12 protein-coding genes and 2 pseudogenes are annotated in these 18989 nt (G+C 43.6%); 4 read left to right on the forward strand and 10 right to left on the reverse strand.

What is annotated here, in order from left to right:
- Positions 1–305: 305 nt before the first annotated feature.
- Together rho and trxA are read right to left on the reverse strand one after the other, a co-directional pair.
- A complete protein-coding gene (gene rho / locus Xish_RS07050) occupies positions 306–1565 on the reverse strand; it encodes a transcription termination factor Rho (protein ID WP_074020680.1) in 1260 nt (419 codons plus the stop codon).
- A gap of 766 nt (positions 1566–2331) precedes the next feature.
- Positions 2332–2658 carry a thioredoxin TrxA gene (trxA, locus tag Xish_RS07055; RefSeq protein WP_099117286.1) on the reverse strand — a complete coding sequence of 109 codons (327 nt, stop codon included), beginning with the start codon at positions 2656–2658 and terminating at the stop codon, positions 2332–2334.
- A 119-nt stretch (positions 2659–2777) separates the two neighbouring features.
- Between trxA and rhlB the strand changes: the two genes are divergently transcribed.
- Both rhlB and gppA read left to right on the forward strand, forming a co-directional pair.
- Positions 2778–4061 carry an ATP-dependent RNA helicase RhlB gene (gene rhlB / locus Xish_RS07060; RefSeq protein WP_099117287.1) on the forward strand — a complete coding sequence of 428 codons (1284 nt, stop codon included), beginning with the start codon at positions 2778–2780 and terminating at the stop codon, positions 4059–4061.
- 77 nt (positions 4062–4138) lie between these two features.
- On the forward strand, positions 4139–5647 hold the full coding sequence (gene gppA / locus Xish_RS07065) for a guanosine-5'-triphosphate,3'-diphosphate diphosphatase (protein WP_099117288.1): 1509 nt from the start codon (positions 4139–4141) through the stop codon (positions 5645–5647).
- Positions 5648–5706: 59 nt separating this feature from the next.
- Here gppA and rep read toward each other — a convergent pair whose 3' ends face one another.
- Positions 5707–7734, reverse strand: coding sequence for a DNA helicase Rep (gene rep / locus Xish_RS07070; RefSeq protein ID WP_099117289.1), 2028 nt, complete (start codon positions 7732–7734; stop codon positions 5707–5709).
- A 359-nt stretch (positions 7735–8093) separates the two neighbouring features.
- On the opposite strand from rep, the pseudogene Xish_RS07075 reads away from it, so the two are divergent.
- Positions 8094–9208, forward strand: a pseudogene (locus Xish_RS07075) (class II histone deacetylase).
- Positions 9209–9263: 55 nt separating this feature from the next.
- On the opposite strand, the gene ilvC reads toward Xish_RS07075, so the two are convergent.
- Positions 9264–10742, reverse strand: coding sequence for a ketol-acid reductoisomerase (ilvC, locus tag Xish_RS07080; RefSeq protein ID WP_099117290.1), 1479 nt, complete (start codon positions 10740–10742; stop codon positions 9264–9266).
- Between the two features lie 156 nt (positions 10743–10898).
- On the opposite strand from ilvC, the gene ilvY reads away from it, so the two are divergent.
- Positions 10899–11780 carry an HTH-type transcriptional activator IlvY gene (gene ilvY, locus Xish_RS07085; protein WP_099117291.1) on the forward strand — a complete coding sequence of 294 codons (882 nt, stop codon included), beginning with the start codon at positions 10899–10901 and terminating at the stop codon, positions 11778–11780.
- An 89-nt stretch (positions 11781–11869) separates the two neighbouring features.
- Here ilvY and ilvA read toward each other — a convergent pair whose 3' ends face one another.
- The 6 genes and pseudogenes from ilvA to Xish_RS07115 form a co-directional block, all read right to left on the reverse strand.
- Positions 11870–13417: a threonine ammonia-lyase, biosynthetic gene (ilvA, locus tag Xish_RS07090; RefSeq protein WP_099117292.1), complete on the reverse strand. Its 1548-nt coding sequence runs from the start codon at positions 13415–13417 to the stop codon at positions 11870–11872.
- A gap of 2 nt (positions 13418–13419) precedes the next feature.
- A pseudogene (gene ilvD, locus Xish_RS07095) lies at positions 13420–15269 on the reverse strand (dihydroxy-acid dehydratase).
- Between the two features lie 91 nt (positions 15270–15360).
- A complete protein-coding gene (locus tag Xish_RS07100; protein WP_099117293.1) occupies positions 15361–16287 on the reverse strand; it encodes a branched-chain amino acid transaminase in 927 nt (308 codons plus the stop codon).
- A 24-nt stretch (positions 16288–16311) separates the two neighbouring features.
- Entirely contained in the window at positions 16312–16569 is a 258-nt protein-coding gene (gene ilvM / locus Xish_RS07105) for an acetolactate synthase 2 small subunit (RefSeq protein WP_099117294.1), read from the reverse strand.
- The gene (gene ilvG / locus Xish_RS07110; RefSeq protein ID WP_099117295.1) at positions 16566–18212 is read right to left on the reverse strand and encodes an acetolactate synthase 2 catalytic subunit; all 1647 of its coding nucleotides are present in this window, start codon (positions 18210–18212) and stop codon (positions 16566–16568) included. The genes ilvM and ilvG overlap by 4 nt, the downstream gene beginning before the upstream one ends.
- 130 nt (positions 18213–18342) lie before the next feature.
- A complete protein-coding gene (locus Xish_RS07115; protein ID WP_099117296.1) occupies positions 18343–18435 on the reverse strand; it encodes an IlvGEDA operon leader peptide in 93 nt (30 codons plus the stop codon).
- Positions 18436–18989 lie beyond the last annotated feature (554 nt).

Genomic DNA, 18989 nt, shown 5'->3' on the forward strand with positions numbered 1-18989 from the left:
GGGCATTTATTATTCATATACTTATGGATGTCCCACTTGACACCGAATCCATAAGCTCTCCTTGTTAACAAAACAAAGAGTTCTAACTTATAAAATTAATCAAATAAACCATACGACCTGTAAAGCATGATTCATAACAATAAAACATCCGGTTAGAAAAAACACATCTAATCATCCAAAAAACATGCAAAAAACATACCATTTCAGGTGAATAAGGTAAGTGGTTGATAAAAAAAACGCCACAAAAATGTGGCGTTTTAGAGAAGCGAATATTATTTATGATGGAACTATCAATTTTACAAACACTATGAACGTTTCATAAAGTCGAAGAACTCTTCGTTTGTTTTTGTCATAGCCAGTTTATTGATAAGAAATTCCATCGCATCAATTTCACCCATCGGATGAATGATCTTACGTAAGATCCACATTTTCTGTAGCTCATCCTGTGCAGTGAGCAACTCTTCTTTACGTGTCCCTGAACGGTTGTAATCAATGGCTGGGAAGACACGCTTTTCGGCAATCTTACGAGACAGGTGCAATTCCATGTTACCTGTACCTTTAAATTCTTCGTAAATAACCTCATCCATCTTGGAGCCAGTATCAACCAGCGCCGTCGCAATGATGGTCAGGCTCCCACCTTCTTCTACGTTACGTGCAGCACCAAAGAAACGTTTTGGACGATGCAGTGCATTCGCATCCACACCACCAGTCAAGACCTTACCGGAAGCAGGAACCACAGTGTTATATGCACGAGCCAGACGGGTAATAGAATCCAGCAGGATAATAACGTCTTTCTTATGTTCAACCAGACGCTTCGCTTTTTCGATCACCATCTCAGCCACTTGAACATGGCGGGAAGCAGGCTCATCAAAGGTTGAAGCAATCACTTCACCTTTAACCAGACGCTGCATTTCGGTGACTTCTTCTGGACGCTCATCAATCAGCAAAACCATCAAAACGCAATCTGGATAATTATGGGCGATGTTAGCTGCAATGTTTTGCAGCAGCATGGTTTTACCTGCTTTTGGTGGCGCGACAATCAAGCCACGCTGACCACGGCCAATCGGCGCTGCCAGATCCAGAACACGGGCTGTCAAATCTTCAGTCGAGCCATTACCACGTTCCATACGCAAACGGTTGTTGGCATGAAGTGGTGTCAGGTTTTCAAACAGGATTTTACTGCGGGCGTTTTCAGGTTTATCAAAGTTAACTTCATTAACTTTCAACAGGGCAAAATAGCGTTCACCTTCTTTTGGTGGGCGGATTTTCCCTGAAATAGTGTCACCGGTACGGAGGTTAAAGCGGCGGATTTGACTAGGAGAAACGTAGATATCATCAGGACCTGCAAGGTAAGAACTGTCTGCGGAGCGGAGGAAACCAAATCCATCCTGCAATATCTCCAGCACACCATCTCCGAAAATATCCTCTCCGCTTTTCGCATGCTGTTTGAGAATAGAGAAAATGATGTCCTGCTTACGCATACGAGCCAGGTTTTCCAGCCCCATATTTTCGCCGAGAGTAATCAACTCAGATACCGGCGTATTCTTTAATTCGGTAAGATTCATAATGGTGGGTTCTTTAACTCGGGGTATATCTCGAACTATGAACGTGAATGGTATGGCAGCATTATCGATGCCTGTTTATTTGTACCAGAAACGAATAACACCTTCTAACATATTAAATTATATTACAAGGCAATAGTTTGAAGTACTCAAATTGATTTCAAAATAAGGCTGACAAACTGTCAAAACTATCTTCTAACTATCTATGTGCCATATGTTATAACTATCTATAATATAGATAAAATTTTATAATGTGAACACTACTAAAGTTTAACAGTAGACACTATTCCAGCATAATCACATCTTTCAGCATAAACGTTTTTTAACATAAGCACTGTTAGCAAATTCTATACCTTACACCTAGCGCAAGAAGGAGAGGGCTCGACATAAAAAATGCCTAGGATAAAAACACCGCTTAAAGGTATTTAGCATTAAGACGCTATGAGTGTACTAAGCGCTATATACCGGATTAATCGTATATAGACTCAAAAATTTTACCAAATGCGATATGTCATCAGATACTTCAGGTGACCCAGAGATAACAGATTTATCAGACACTACAAATTGTTTAGTATGTAACATACTTAATGTCAACTCTTTATATCAATAAGCCTTTATATCGAATAAAGAATTCATTCAAGCGAAGCTTCATACAAGTAACAAGGATATGGTCGCTAACTTACCATGCTTCGTAGCGGACGTCTAGCGGTCAATGAGAGAAATCATCTCATACGCCAAACGTCCGTTATTACTGTGACCTAATTCTAAATTAGAGGTGTGGTTCCAAAAACTCTTTCAGTTGAGTTTTTGACAAAGCGCCCACTTTTACCGCAACCTTTTCACCGCCTTTAAACAGAATCAGAGTTGGAATACCACGAATACCGTATTCTGGGGCTGTTGCTGGGTTATCATCAATGTTCAGCTTGCCGACTGTCAGTTTTCCTTCGTATTCTGTGGAAATTTCATCCAAAATAGGGGCGATCATTTTACAAGGGCCGCACCACTCAGCCCAAAATTCAACAAGAACAGGACCTTGTGCCTTCAGGACGTCATTTCCAAAACCAGCATCAGTCAGAGAGATAATATTCGCACTCATTTTTTGCTCCAAAAGTAAAATCTTTTACAGTGTCAGTGTACATTAATCAACATAAGGGTGTCTTTATTTCAGCGGATACACTTTCTTAAAGCAATAGTTAACTGATATTCTACCATACTATGAGCAAAACACATTTGACAGACAAGAAGTTTTCCGACTTCGCATTGCACCCCAAAGTCTTAGAAGCCCTTGAAAAAAAAGGGTTCTTAAACTGCACGCCGATACAGGCGCTAACATTGCCTTTAACTGTCGAAGGCCGAGATGTTGCGGGGCAAGCACAAACCGGAACGGGCAAGACGCTGGCATTTTTGGCGTCTACGTTTAATTATTTATTGACTCATCCTGCGAAGAAAGAGCGTAAAACTAATCAGCCAAGAGCGCTGATTATGGCGCCTACCCGTGAATTAGCGGTTCAAATATACTCTGACGCAGAAGAATTGGCACAAGTCACTGGGTTGAGAATGGGTCTTGCCTACGGCGGCGATGGCTATGATAAACAGCTCAAAGTTCTGGAAGCTGGCGTCGATATCGTCATTGGCACAACAGGGCGTTTGATCGATTACGCAAAACAAGGCCATGTCCATCTTGGTGCCATTCAAGTTGTTGTACTCGATGAAGCGGATCGCATGTATGACTTGGGCTTTATCAAAGATATTCGCTGGCTGTTCCGTCGGCTCCCTGCGGCTGCAGAAAGAATGAATTTGCTGTTTTCCGCAACTCTCTCTTATCGAGTGCGTGAACTGGCTTTTGAGCAGATGAATAATCCTGAATATGTGGAAGTGGAACCACTGCAAAAAACAGGGCACCGCATTAAAGAAGAGCTATTTTATCCTTCCAACGAAGAAAAAATGCGTCTGTTACAGACTCTGCTGGAAGAAGAGTGGCCTGATCGCTGCATCATTTTTGCCAATACCAAACACCGTTGTGAAGACATCTGGACTCATTTGGCTGCTGATGGTCATCGGGTTGGTTTGCTGACGGGTGATGTTGCACAGAAAAAACGCCTGCGTATTCTTGAAGAATTTAGTTTAGGCAATTTGGACATTCTGGTTGCCACAGATGTTGCCGCTCGTGGGTTGCATATCCCATCTGTGACACATGTATTTAACTATGATTTACCGGATGACTGTGAAGATTATGTTCATCGGATTGGCCGCACAGGCCGTGCTGGTGAAAGTGGTCATTCTATCAGCCTGGCATGTGAAGAATATGCACTGAACTTACCGGCCATTGAAGAATATATTCAGCACCAGATACCGGTTAGCAAATATAACAGTGATGCATTGCTAAAAGATCTGCCAGTCCCTAAGCGCCGTAATCGCACTCGCTCAGGGGGACACCCTCGGCGTAACAACATACCACGTCGTGGCAATGCAACACGCAACAGTAAGCGCCCAAGCTAAAATGACGCAATGCTGAAATAGTACGATCGATATTGAAATAACGTAATGTTGAAATAACACAGGCCGGAATAAATACTATGCTGAGTGCTTCTTCGCTTTATGCGGCTATCGATTTAGGCTCAAACAGTTTTCATATGCTGGTTGTCCGTGAAATATCCGGCAGCATTCAAGTCGTTACTCGCATCAAACGTAAAGTCAGGCTGGCTGCCGGATTAGATAAAAATAATCATTTATCACAACAGGCAATGGAACGGGGATGGCAGTGCTTGCGCCTCTTTTCCGAATATTTACAAGATATTCCTGTCTCACAGATCCGCGTTGTTGCTACCGCAACCTTGAGGTTGGCAGAAAATTCGAATGAATTTGTCAGGAAGGCTTCAGAAATATTAGGCAATTCTGTTCATGTGATTAGCGGCGAAGAAGAAGCTCAGCTAATTTATCATGGTGTCGCTCACACGACTAGCGGGTCTGAAAAACGACTTGTTGTAGATATTGGTGGTGCCAGTACTGAATTGGTAACCGGTGTCGGAGCCAAAACCAATCAGCTTTTCAGCCTTGAAATGGGCTGTGTTACCTGGCTGGAACGTTATTTCAATGATCGCAGCCTGACAGCAGAAAATTTTGCCAACGCAGAAACTGCTGCACATGATATTCTCAGCCCTATTATCCCTAAGCTGCTTGAGCAAGGCTGGAACATTTGCGTAGGAGCTTCCGGCACGGTACAAGCCTTGCAGGAAATTATGATAGCTCAGGGTATGGATGAATTGATCACCCTACCCAAACTCCAGCAACTTAAACATCAGGCGATTGAATGCGGCAAGCTGGAAGAGTTGGAAATCGATGGGCTGACACTGGAACGGGCGTTGGTTTTTCCAAGTGGATTGGCAATCTTAATTGCCATTTTTCAGGCATTGAATATTGAAAGTATGATACTTGCAGGCGGCGCACTACGTGAAGGGTTGGTTTACGGGATGCTGGATTTGCCGATAGAGCAGGATATTCGGGCAAGAACCCTGTGCAATATTCAGCATCGTTTTCAACTGGATGTTGAACAAGCGCAGCGTGTCAAACAATTAGCCGAAAATTTTTGCCAACAAGTTGCCAAGTCATGGAAATTGGACGAACGCTGTCGCGAGCTATTGGTCGGTGCCTGTTTACTCCATGAAATAGGCCTGTTTGTTGATTTTCGTCAGGGACCTGCACATTCCGCTTATTTGATAAGCCACTTGGATCTACCTGGTTATACTCCTGCCCAAAAACGACTGTTGGCTACGCTATTGAAAAATCAAAGCGGGTTAGTGGATTTAGCCTCACTCAGTCAGCAAAATGCTGTGCCAGCGCTACAGGCACAACGGTTATGTCGCTTGTTGCGTCTGGCAATTATTTTCGCCAGCCGTCGGCGAGATGACACATTGCCAGCCTTACGATTACAGGCAGAAAATGAGACTCTCTCTATCATCTTGCCCCATCAATGGCAGATAAAACATCCACTCAGAGCTGAAGCACTACAGCAAGAAATGAAGTGGCAGAGTTATGTCCAATGGCCGTTGTTGCTTGAGGAGCAAAACAACTCTCGTCTCGGCTGACATGTTTACTTTACTCCCCTGTAATTACCCACAAATGCAGGGGACTATCATCGTGCTACTTAATTGCCATTTTTCTGCCCAAGTCCCAGACGAGATTTAATGTCAGCAAGGCGCGATTGCCCCTGTTTCATCCTTTCCTCTGCGCTCATCACTCGCTTACCTTGTGGCCAATCCAAATCATCCTGTGGCAACTCAAGCAAGAATCGGCTCGGTTCTGGACGGATAAGTTCACCAAACTGGCGACGCTCTTTGCTGAGGGTGAAAAAAAGTTTTCTCCGCGCACGCGTAATGCCCACATAAGCTAAACGACGCTCTTCCTCGATGTTGTCTTCATCAATGCTACTTTGATGTGGTAACAAACCTTCTTCCATGCCTACCAAAAAAACATAGGGAAACTCCAACCCCTTGGAAGCATGTAGCGTCATTAACTGAACTTGATCCAACTCTTCATCTTCCTCGCCTCTCTCCAGCATATCCCGCAACGTAAAACGCGCTACGACTTGAGAAAGGGACATTGGCTCATTCAAGTCATCTCCCTCAAGCATTTCACTCATCCAAGTGAAAAGTTGGTTGACGTTCTTCATTCTCATTTCAGCCGCTTTTGGACTGGGTGAGGTTTCATATAACCAGCTTTCGTAATCCATTCCACGCAGTAAGTCTCTCACCGCCAGCAATGGCTCCCGTTCCGCCTGACGAGCTATTTCGTCCATCCAGTGGGTAAAGCGCTGCAATGCCGCCAAACCACGTCCCGTTAAATGCTGTTCCAGCCCAAGATCAAAACTGGCTTGATATAAACTCTTGTTACGCTGATTCGCCCATTCACCCAATTTCTGGATCGTCACTGCACCGATTTCTCGCCGTGGTGTATTCACGATACGCAAAAACGCACTGTCATCCCCTGGATTGGTCAAAACACGCAAATAAGAGAGCAGGTCTTTAATTTCGGGTCGGGAAAAGAATGATGTTCCACCAGAAATTCGGTAGGGAATGCGATTTTGCATCAACATTTTTTCGAAGATACGGGATTGGTGGTTGCCGCGATATAAAATAGCGTAATCTTTATATGCCGTTTTATTGATAAAGTGATGAGCGATCAACTCCCCTACCACACGTTCAGCTTCGTGATCTTCATTGCTCGCTTCGATTACCCTAAGTGGATCACCATACCCCAATTCCGAAAAGAGTTTTTTCTCAAAAACATGGGGATTGTTGGCTATCAGAATATTCGCCGCTTTCAATATTCGCCCTGATGAACGGTAATTCTGTTCCAGCTTAATCACATTCAATTGCGGAAAATCGTCCTTCAATAACATCAAATTCTGTGGACGAGCACCACGCCATGAATAAATGGATTGATCATCATCACCAACCACGGTAAAACGGGCGCGATTACCCACCAATAATTTCACCAGTTGATATTGACTGGTATTCGTATCCTGATATTCATCCACCAGCAAGTAGCGAATTTTATTCTGCCAACGTTCCCTGACTTCCTTATCATGCATTAACAGTAATGTTGGTTTGGTAATCAGATCATCAAAATCGAGAACATTACAACTATTCAGGTGCAGGTCATAGCGACGATAACATTCTGCAAATTGGTGTTCCTGCGCTGAACGTGCCATTCTTATCACCTGTTCTGGTGACATTAAGTCATTTTTCCAGTTAGAAATGCTAGCAATCAGTTTTTGTAGCAGATCCTTGTCTTCTTGCAGCAAATCCTCCGTGAGATCTTTCAACAAAGCCATCTGATCTTGATCATCAAATAATGAGAAGTTACTTTTTATTCCCAGCGCTTTGTATTCATGCTTAACGATTTCCAATCCTAAGGTATGGAAAGTCGAGATCATTAATCCCCGTGTCTCCTTACGGCCCAAAGTTTGGGCAACACGTTCTTTCATCTCACGTGCCGCTTTGTTAGTAAAAGTGACTGCTGCAATATGGCGAGCCTGATAACCACAGGTGCGGATCAGGTGGGCAATTTTATTGGTAATCACTCGGGTCTTGCCGGAGCCAGCCCCCGCCAGAACCAGACAAGGCCCTGTTACAAATTCAACCGCTTGTTGTTGACTTGGATTTAATCGCATACTGTTTTGAAAGCTATATCAGGATAAAAGATCAGGGAGAGAAAGTGTAACAGAAAGCAAGGTAATAGGTGATTTTCTTCACGTCGGTAAACTATTAAAAGAAAAATAAAAAAAGCATTAATCATCGGTTGTTTTCAAAAAATAATGTGAAAAAGATAGTGTATGATTTTTTTTATTAAAAATTTAAATTACTCAGATCAAATATATCAATATTGATTCTCTTGTAATTGAAATACATAGGATCTATTTACCTACGTTGATGTTATAACAATCAATTACGCTAACTGACATATAATCAACATACCCAATAGATTTCAAGTTGTAGCTTGAAGGATAAAGGGAATCAAAGAGGATGTAATATGTTACGTAAAACAGGCTTTTTCTTTGATGAACTCTGTTTCTGGCATAATTCTGGATTACCACACGTCATGACATTTCCGGTTGGAGGATGGGTACAACCTCCCAACGGCGCAGGGCATGCAGAATCACCGGAAACAAAACGCAGAATGAAAAGCTTAATGGATGTTTCGGGTTTAAGTCACTCGTTGCAATTGCGTGGGGCTGAACCTCTCGATGATGCAACACTGAGATTAGTTCATACCGAAGAGTATTTACAACACTTTAAGTCCATCAGTGATAATGGCGGAGGGATATTGGGTTCAGAAGCACCAATAGGACAAGGCAGCTATGAAATCGCCAAACTATCTGCCGGACTCGCTTATGCCGCAGTAAAAACTGTGTTACAAGGCGAATTGGGTAATGCCTACAGTCTTTCCCGTCCCCCGGGCATCACTGTCTGCCAGATCAGGCAATGGGATTCTGTTTCCTTGCCAATATTGCCCTTGCCATTGAGTATGCCAAAGCACAACTTGGGGTTGGCCGAGTTGCCGTCATTGACTGGGATGTTCACCACGGTAATGGGACACAGCATATCTTCTGGGAGCGTGATGATGTTTTAACTATTTCACTGCATCAAGAAGGTTGTTATCCCGAAGGTTATAGTGGTGAAGAAGATATCGGCGCAGGCAAAGGAGAAGGGTTCAATATCAATATTCCATTGATGGCGGGAGCCGGACACAATAGTTATCTTTATGCGATAGATCAGATTGTGCTTCCGGCATTACGACGTTATCAACCTGAGCTGATCATCGTTGCCAGTGGCTATGATGCCAATGCGTTTGATCCTCTGGCTCGGATGCAGTTACACAGTGAGAGTTTCCGTGCAATGACTCGCCAGATACAGCAAGCAGCCGATGAACTGTGTCATGGCAAGTTAGTCATCGTTCACGAAGGGGGATATTCTGAAGCCTATGTACCTTTCTGTGGGCTTGCTGTCATGGAGGAATTAAGCGGTGTGCGTACTAAAGTCAACGATCCTGCACTGAACATGATCCAAGCGCAACAACCGAAGGCGCGATTTGAAGCATTTCAGCGACAGGTGATCGATGAATTGAAACTCAAATTCGATCTGTAGAATTTCAAGATCTTACCTGCCCGATAAAATCACTTCGGGCAGGACAAAGATTCTGTTAACCACCGACGGCAATGCGTTTCATATCCGTCATATAACCACGTAAAGTACGGCCGATAACTTCAATCGGATGGTGACGGATCGCTTCATTTACATCACGTAACTGCGCATTATCAACGCTACGATCTGCAACTTCTTTTCCTAAATCCCCTGCTTGTAGAGTTGCCATAAATTTCTCTTTCAGCAACGGAACAGCGACGTATGAAAACAGATAGTTACCGTATTCTGCGGTATCAGAAATTACCACGTTCATTTCATACAGACGCTTGCGAGCGATGGTATTCGCAATCAACGGCAGTTCATGCAAGGATTCATAATAAGCAGACGCTTCGATAATGCCAGTATTTACCATCGTTTCGAATGCCAGTTCTACCCCTGCCTTGACCATCGCAACCATCAGGACGCCATGATCAAAGTATTCCTGCTCACCGATATGTCCTGTGTAATCCGGGTAATTTTCAAATGGTGTCTTACCCGTTTCCTCGCGCCAACTTAGTAAGTTCTTATCGTCATTTGCCCAGTCTGCCATCATTGTGGAAGAAAATTCACCAGAAATGATGTCATCCATATGTTTCTGGAATAACGGTGTTAAAATGGTTTTCAGTTGTTCAGAAAGGGCATAAGCACGCAATTTCGCAGGGTTAGAAAGACGATCCATCATCAATGTAATGCCACCCTGTTTCAGCGCTTCAGTGATCGTTTCCCAACCAAATTGAATTAATTTTCCGGCATAACCTGAATCAACACCATCAGCAATCAATTGGTCATAACACAACAAAGAACCCGCCTGTAACATACCACACAGGATGGTTTGTTCTCCCATCAGGTCAGATTTAACTTCTGCTACGAAAGAAGATTCCAGCACGCCAGCTCGATGCCCGCCTGTTGCGGCTGCCCACGCTTTCGCGATCGCCATTCCTTCGCCTTTTGCATCATTTTCTGGATGTACAGCAATCAGAGTGGGCACACCAAATCCACGCTTATACTCTTCACGCACTTCCGTACCTGGGCATTTAGGGGCAACCATCACAACGGTGATATCTTTGCGTACCTGCTCCCCTACTTCGACGATATTAAAACCGTGGGAATAGCCCAGAGCTGCTCCTTCTTTCATCAAAGGCTGAACCGCCTGAACCACCGCTGAATGCTGCTTGTCTGGTGTCAGGTTGACAACCAAATCAGCCTGTGGAATTAATTCTTCATAAGTGCCAACTTTGAAGCCATTTTCAGTTGCCTTACGCCATGATGGTCGTTTTTCATCAATTGCTTCTTTACGCAAAGCATAAGCGATATCTAAACCAGAATCTCGCATATTGAGACCTTGGTTTAGCCCTTGCGCACCACAACCGATGATCACCACTTTTTTGCCTTTTAAATACCCTGCCTCGTCAGCAAATTCTTCCCGTGCCATAAAACGGCATTTGCCTAACTGCGCCAATTGTTGGCGTAAGTTCAACGTATTAAAATAATTAGCCATGGTGACTCCGATATAATTAGGTGTGAGGTCGTTTGCATAGAGACAATATATGACATGAAAGCTATTGCTGAAATTGATATATTAACAAGACTATATTGCAGTTTATGCAACAAACTTTCTCACGGCAAAAACCTCTAAATAAAAGGCTCAAAAACGATGGATCTGCGTGATTTAAAAATGTTTTTACACCTTGCGGAAAGTTGCCATTTTGGCCGCTCAGCCAAGGCCCTGCACGTCAGTCCATCCACACTTTCACGCCAAATCCAGCGCCTTGAGGAATTATTAGGTCATCCACTTTTTCTGCGGGATAACCGAACAGTAAAATTGACTTCCGCAGGTGAACAACTGAAACAATTTGCTCAGCAAACTCTCCTGCAATATAAACAGCTACAACATTCATTAAACCACCAAAGCCCATCATTGACGGGAGAATTACGTTTATTCTGTTCGGTCACGGCGGCATATAGCCATCTTCCACAAGTATTAGATAAATTTCGGGCAGAACATCCCTTGGTGGAAATCAAACTGACAACAGGAGACGCTGCTGATGCCGTTGATAAAGTTCAATCCGATGCTGTGGATTTGGGGATTGCAGGTAAGCCAGAGAAACTGCCTGATAATGTCAGCTTTACCAAAATAGGCGAAGTACCACTGGTACTGATTGCCCCTTCTCTGCCTTGTGCTGTAAGAAATCTCGCTATTCAGGCACACCCTGACTGGAATAACATCCCTTTTATCCTGCCTGAGCACGGGCCTTCCCGCAAGCGTATTGAACTGTGGTTCCGCCGACATAATATCCTGCACCCCGTCATTTACGCGACAGTTTCCGGCCATGAAGCGATTGTTTCTATGGTAGCACTGGGTTGCGGGATTGCGCTGATCCCTACGGTTGTTGTCGAAAACAGTCCTGAACCTGTGCGTAACCGTATTTCACTGTTGGAAAATATTGCTTTGGTCGAGCCGTTTGAATTGGGTGTCTGTGCGTTGAATAAGCGCTTGGGCGAACCGTTGATTAAGGCATTTTGGGAGCTATTGTAGTCTGGAAATCATTATGATCTGAATATATAAAATCAGCAAAATAGCCTCCCTTGGGAAGATATTTTGCTGTTTATTGCTTTGATCGATAACTAAGTCAGAAATAATTTAAATGAAGGATTATCGGTTTCATCATGGTATTCATAGCCCAAAACATCCAAATGGCGATCAAAACACACTTCTGATCTTGAAAGCTCAAAGGCCGCCAATACACGCCCATAATCCGTGCCATGACTACGGTAATGAAACAGCGTGATATTCCAATGAGTCCCTAGTGTCTGCAAAAATTTCAGCAAAGCACCTGGAGACTCAGGGAAAGCAAAACTAAACAACCGCTCCTGCAATGGCTTGGATGGTCTGCCACCGATCATATAACGAACATGCAGCTTCGCCATTTCATCATCCGTAAAATCAGCAACTTGATATCCCGATGCTTTTAATTCTTCAATGATTTCACGACGTTCGGAATTTCCCTGACTCAATCTAATACCAACAAAAATGCAGGCCTGGTTTGGATCTGTTGCATCCGAATAACGATAGCTAAATTCAGTCACAACACGAGTACCCAGTATCTGGCAAAATTGTAAGAAGCTCCCCTTTTGTTCAGGGATCGTCACTGCCAGCAAGGCTTCACGTTGCTCTCCAAGCTCACAGCGTTCTGAAACGTAACGCAACCCATGAAAATTTACATTAGCCCCAGAAAGGATATGTGCCAGCCTTTCTCCCTGAATCTGATGTTGCTGGACATATTTTTTCAAGCCAGCCAGTGCTAACGCACCGGAAGGTTCTGCAACCGCTCTGACATCTTCAAAGATATCTTTCATGGCAGCACAAATAGCATCACTGTCTACGGTAATAACATCATCGACATATTGCTGGCATAAACGAAACGTTTCGTCGCCAATGCGTTTGACAGCTACGCCTTCCGCAAATAATCCAACTCTTGGCAAATCGACCGGATGCCCTGCTTCCAGTGCCGCTTTCAAACAGGCAGAATCTTCGGCCTCCACACCAATGATTTTCATTTCGGGTACAAGCTGTTTGATAAGAACGGCAACCCCCGCAATCAATCCACCACCGCCAACCGGAACAAAGATGCGATCAAGATGAACATCTTGCTGTAGCAGCTCCATTGCCAGTGTAGCCTGACCCGCAATCACGACGGGATGGTCAAATGGGGGAACGAAGGTGTAACCATGCTCTTTTGCTATCTCAATGGCTTTTGCCTTCGCTTCATCGAAATTCGCACCATGCAACAAAACTTCTCCACCAAAACTGCGAACAGCATCAACTTTAATATCTGCTGTTGCTATCGGCATAACAATAGTGGCTTTTATGCCAACCTTACTGGCCGATAATGCAACACCTTGTGCATGATTGCCTGCGGAAGCCGTGATCACACCTTTGCTTTTCTGCTCTTCCGTCAAACCTGCGATCATCGCGTATGCGCCACGCAATTTGAAACTATGTACCAACTGGCGATCTTCCCGTTTAACCAAAATAGTATTGCCTAAACGCGCAGAGATTTTTTTCATTTCCTGTAAGGGAGTAACTTGAGCAACATCATAAACGGGCGCACTTAATGCAGCCTTGAGATACTCCGCTCCCTTGGGTTCAGTATTAAGAGGATAAACCGCCACAATTAACTCCCCAGTTTGGTTTTATCACGCACAGCACCTTTGTCAGCACTGGTCGCCAGTGAAGCATAAGCACGTAATGCCAAAGAGACCTGACGCTTACGATCCTTAGGTGTCCACGCCTTATCTCCGCGAGAGCATTCAACCTGTGTACGCTCTTCCAGTTCAGCTTCCGTTACATCCAACTGAATTTTACGGTTTGGAATATCAATATTGATAATATCACCATCATAAATCAGGCCAATCAAACCACCATTTGCTGCTTCTGGAGAGACGTGACCAATAGATAAGCCCGATGTTCCGCCTGAGAAACGCCCATCCGTAATCAATGCACAACTTTTTCCCAATCCCATAGATTTAAGATACGTGGTGGGATAGAGCATCTCTTGCATACCAGGGCCACCTTTCGGTCCTTCATAGCGAATAACAACTACATCGCCCGCCACTACTTTTCCACCGAGAATAGCTTCTACTGCATCTTCCTGACTTTCATAAACTTTGGCTGGACCACGGAAGGTCAGAATTTCTTTATCAACGCCTGCTGTTTTTACAATGCAGCCATCTCTTGCAATATTGCCAAACAAAACAGCCAATCCACCATCCTGACTGTAAGCATGGGTACGTTCACGAATACATCCTGCTTCGCGATCCATATCCAGCGATGGCCAACGACAGTCCTGTGAGAAGGCTCGTGTAGTGCGAATTCCAGCAGGACCCGCTGAATACATGCTCTTAACACTTTCATCGTTTGTCAGCATGATATCGTACTGAGACAACGTTTGTGGCAAGTTCAAACCCAAAACATTGTTCACTTCGCGATGTAAAAGCCCTGCGCGATCAAGCTCCCCCAAGATCCCAATCACACCACCAGCACGATGGACGTCTTCCATATGGTATTTCTGAGTGCTCGGAGCAACTTTACATAAATGCGGCACCTGACGAGACAAACGATCAATATCCGCCATAGTGAAGTCAATTTCACCTTCCTGCGCTGCGGCCAACAAATGTAAAACGGTGTTAGTTGAACCGCCCATAGCTATATCCAATGTCATCGCATTTTCAAATGCGGCTTTGGTCGCAATATTACGTGGGAGAGCACTATCATCGTTTTGCTCATAATAGCGTTTAGTCAGTTCAACAATACGTTTGCCCGCATTAATAAACAGCGCCTTACGATCTGCGTGCGTAGCGAGTAGTGAACCATTACCTGGTTGTGAAAGGCCAAGCGCTTCGGTCAGACAATTCATCGAATTTGCTGTAAACATACCAGAGCAGGAACCGCACGTCGGACACGCCGAACGTTCAATTTGATCACTTTGTTCATCACTGACATTGGGGTCGGCACCCTGGATCATGGCATCGACCAAATCCAGTTTGATAAGTTGGTCGGATAATCGTGTCTTACCCGCTTCCATTGGACCACCAGAAACAAAAATCACCGGAATATTTAAGCGCAAAGATGCCATCAACATGCCTGGCGTGATTTTGTCGCAGTTGGAGATACACACCATAGCATCAGCACAGTGAGCATTGACCATGTATTCTACTGAGTCAGCAATCAATTCACGCGAAGGTAATGAATAGAGCATTCCACCATGTCCCATCGCGATACCATCATCAACAGCGATGGTATTAAACTCTTTCGCCACCCCCCTGATGCCTCAATCTGTTCTGCCACCAGCTTGCCAAGATCACGCAAATGTACATGTCCTGGCACAAACTGCGTGAATGAGTTAACAACCGCAATGATAGGCTTTCCAAAATCGGCATCGGTCATACCTGTAGCTCGCCATAAGGCTCTGGCTCCCGCCATATTGCGGCCATGAGTCGTCGTAGCAGAACGATATTTAGGCATTGTCTTCACTCCCATGTCTTATTTGTGTATCAATTAACTTCAGCGATCAAAACAGGCGGGGAACGACCGCCTGTTGAGTTTTATATTTTTTTTAAGGGTTAACTGGATCCAACCAACCCCATTTATCTTCTGTTTTACCATTAAATAAGCCAAAGAACGCACTTTGGATTTTTTTAGTGACTGGGCCACATTTGCCGATACCCACCTGAATACCATCTACACTACGAACCGGTGTAATTTCCGCAGCCGTTCCTGTCATAAAGACTTCATCCGCTAAATAAAGCGATTCACGAGAAAGTGCCTGTTCACGCACTTCCAGACCAAGATCCTGTGCCAACTTGATAATGGCATCACGGGTGATCCCTGGCAGGGCAGATGACGTAAATGGCGGTGTGAATAGAATTCCATCCTTCACTTCAAATAGGTTTTCGCCCGCACCTTCTGAAATATAACCATGAACATCCAGTGCAATACCTTCCTGGTAACCATGACGTCGCGCTTCACTTCCCACCAGCAAAGAAGAGAGGTAATTACCCCCTGCTTTTGCACCTGTAGGGATCGTATTTGCTGCCACACGGTTCCATGAAGAAACCATCGCATCAATGCCCTGCTCCAACGCTTCTTCACCAAGATAAGCTCCCCACGGGAAAGCAGCAATGATAACGTCTGTTTTATAGCCAGCAGGTGGGTTGACTCCCATTCCAACATCACCCACAAATACCAATGGACGAATGTAAGCACTGATCAATTTATTTTTACGTAGCGTTTCACGGCAAGCTTCCATCAATTCGTCCACACTTTGGCTCACTGGAAAACGGTAAATCTTGGCTGAGTCACGCAAGCGCTGCATATGTTCACGATGACGAAAAACAACGGGCCCTTTGTGGGAGTCATAGCAACGAATCCCCTCAAATACCGAAGTACCATAATGTAAGGCATGGGACATAACGTGAACTTTAGCATCTGCCCAAGGCACCATTTCTCCATTGAACCAAATATAATCAGCTTGCTTTGTCATTCTTAATTTTCCTTCAATCGCGCATTATGCGCTTATTAATCGTGATTCTTTGTGTTTGATCTCAACACCAGCCACATCCACCAATTTCGTCAATTGAGAAAAAAGCAAATTAACTGGACGCTGGCTAGACACGGTGAGTTCAATATTTACATTATCACTATCTGTTATATGATCCATATTCAATGCGCATATCTGAAACCCGCGGTGACGGGTGACTCTCAAAATCCGTTCCAAAATCTCAGGACAAAAACGCACTTTGATAGCAAGTTGATGCTGTCTCATAATGATTTCTCCAACATGGTTTCGTTACTTGCGCCTGGTGGAACCAATGGCCAGACATTCTCTGACTCATCAATAGATACATGTAATAAATACGCGCCCTCACTATTAAACAAAGCATCTAATGCTTCATTCACTTGTGCTTTGTCAGTAATTCTCTGTCCCTGAATACCAAAAGCCTGCGCCAACGTGAGAAAATCAGGATTATCAGTTAAGATCGTTTCGCTATAACGTTTGTCAAAAAACAGCTCTTGCCACTGACGAACCATACCCAATCTTTGGTTATCCAATAAGATCAGTTTGATCGGCAATTGCTTGCGTTTAATAGTGCCTAATTCCTGAACATTCATCATGAAGGAGCCGTCACCAGATATGCAGATAACCATATCTTCAGGACGAGCTATCTGGGCACCAACCGCCGCCGGAATGCCGAACCCCATCGTGCCTAACCCACTTGATGTGATGAAATTTTCTGGCTGACTAAAAGTCATGTGCTGAGCAGCCCACATCTGATGCTGCCCAACATCGGTTGTGATGACCGTACTGGACGAAGCAAGTTCAGAAACCTGCTTCAACAGTAACGGAGCATAAATGCTTTCACCCTGATAGTCATAACGCCATGCATATTCGTTTTTTAATTGTTTGATTTCTTGCTGCCAGAGCTGGATCGATAAAGGCTGCTGTAAATGAGGCAATAAGATTTTTAAATCACCCAATAATGAAACATGAGTCTGACGTAATTTATTGAATTCAACAGGATCAATATCCAAATGAATCACTTTGGCATTAGGTGCAAAAGTATTCAGCTTTCCTGTAACACGATCATCAAAACGCGCTCCAGCGGCAATTAACAAATCACAGGATTGAACGGCAAGGTTAGCAGCTTTAGTACCATGCATCCCTAACATTCCCAAATAACATTCATGTTCAAAATCTGCGGCTCCCAAACCTTTCAATGTGGAAACAACGGGGACACCCGTTTCAGATACAAAATCACGTAACTCAGGAACAGCGCCAGACATGCCAACCCCGCCACCCACGTACAAAACAGGTTTCTGAGATGAAGCTAACAATTGACGAGCCAACTCAATTTCTTGTTTTGGGAGAGAGAAGTTAGGAGATGTCGGTATTAAATAAGGGGCAAAATCACCTTGAGCCAACTGAATATCTTTTGGTAAATCAATCAGAACAGGGCCGGGGCGATCACTCATGGCAATGGAGAAAGCATCGGCCATGATTTGGGGTAATTTTTCCAGTGAATCAACAAGAAAACTGTGTTTTGTACAAGAAAGAGACATACCCAGTATATCGATTTCCTGAAAGGCATCTGTCCCGATAAATTCAGAACTCACCTGGCCGGTAATAGCGACAACAGGAACGGAATCCAATAATGCGTCAGCCAATCCCGTAATTAAGTTTGTCGCTCCTGGCCCTGATGTCGCGATGCAAACTCCTGGCTTACCACTTGCCCTCGCATAACCAATAGCTGCCATAACCGCGCCCTGCTCATGGCGACACAATATGTGCTCAACACCACCATCATACAACGCATCATAGACTGGCATGATTGCTCCGCCTGGATAACCAAAAACTTTTTCAATTCCCTGTTTTCGTAATGCTTCTACAACCGATTGTGCCCCATTCATCGCCGTTTCCCCTGTTACGTTTACCTTGCTGTTGGTTGTTGTGATGTCTTGTTACTTCTTGTCGAACCGCCTAAAAAAAACCCCCCGCGCCTTTCGGTGCGGGGGGGTTCGAATCTGGCTATTTTTCTGTCTAAGCCGTTCTTCGTCCAAATGCAGCCCCGCACGGTGGGATAATCACCACCACGCTAATAATTAGGCTAATCACTAGGACAAATGCGTTCATAATTTTATTCGTTTTTAACTCGTATGCTTGACGTATATTTAAGAGTTATCACTTTCTATGATTGTTGACAACGATTATTTTTGTTTTTTTATAACAAATTTATTTTATTTATATTTTTCATCTAGATAACCAAAAAATAGATAAATTCACTACAATTTACTCATTTTTATCTCAGAAAAAATTGCCATCTGTTTGTTTAGTAAAATAATTAATAAATAAAATAATAGAAAAACGAGTTAATCGTCTAAGTTTCGATAACATGACAAAAATGCGGTTAAAATTAATTTTTTCAGTTAATTATCATTATGGTTAATAATATATAGATTCAAACTTAATTAAATTAATCTTATGCTTTTTATTAAATCATGATTATCGATAAGTATTACTTATTCCCGACCAATTTTTTATCACAAGAGTCTCAATTTGTTAGATTATTTATATATAACATCATGTTATTATTAAAATCCAAACAACTAAATAGTTGTCAGTATAATCATAGTGATAAATATATTTACGAACCTTTTCGCAAAATCACGAAAGGCGACTTTTCATTA

This window comes from Xenorhabdus ishibashii (assembly GCF_002632755.1).
Classification (GTDB): Bacteria; Pseudomonadota; Gammaproteobacteria; order Enterobacterales; family Enterobacteriaceae; genus Xenorhabdus; species Xenorhabdus ishibashii.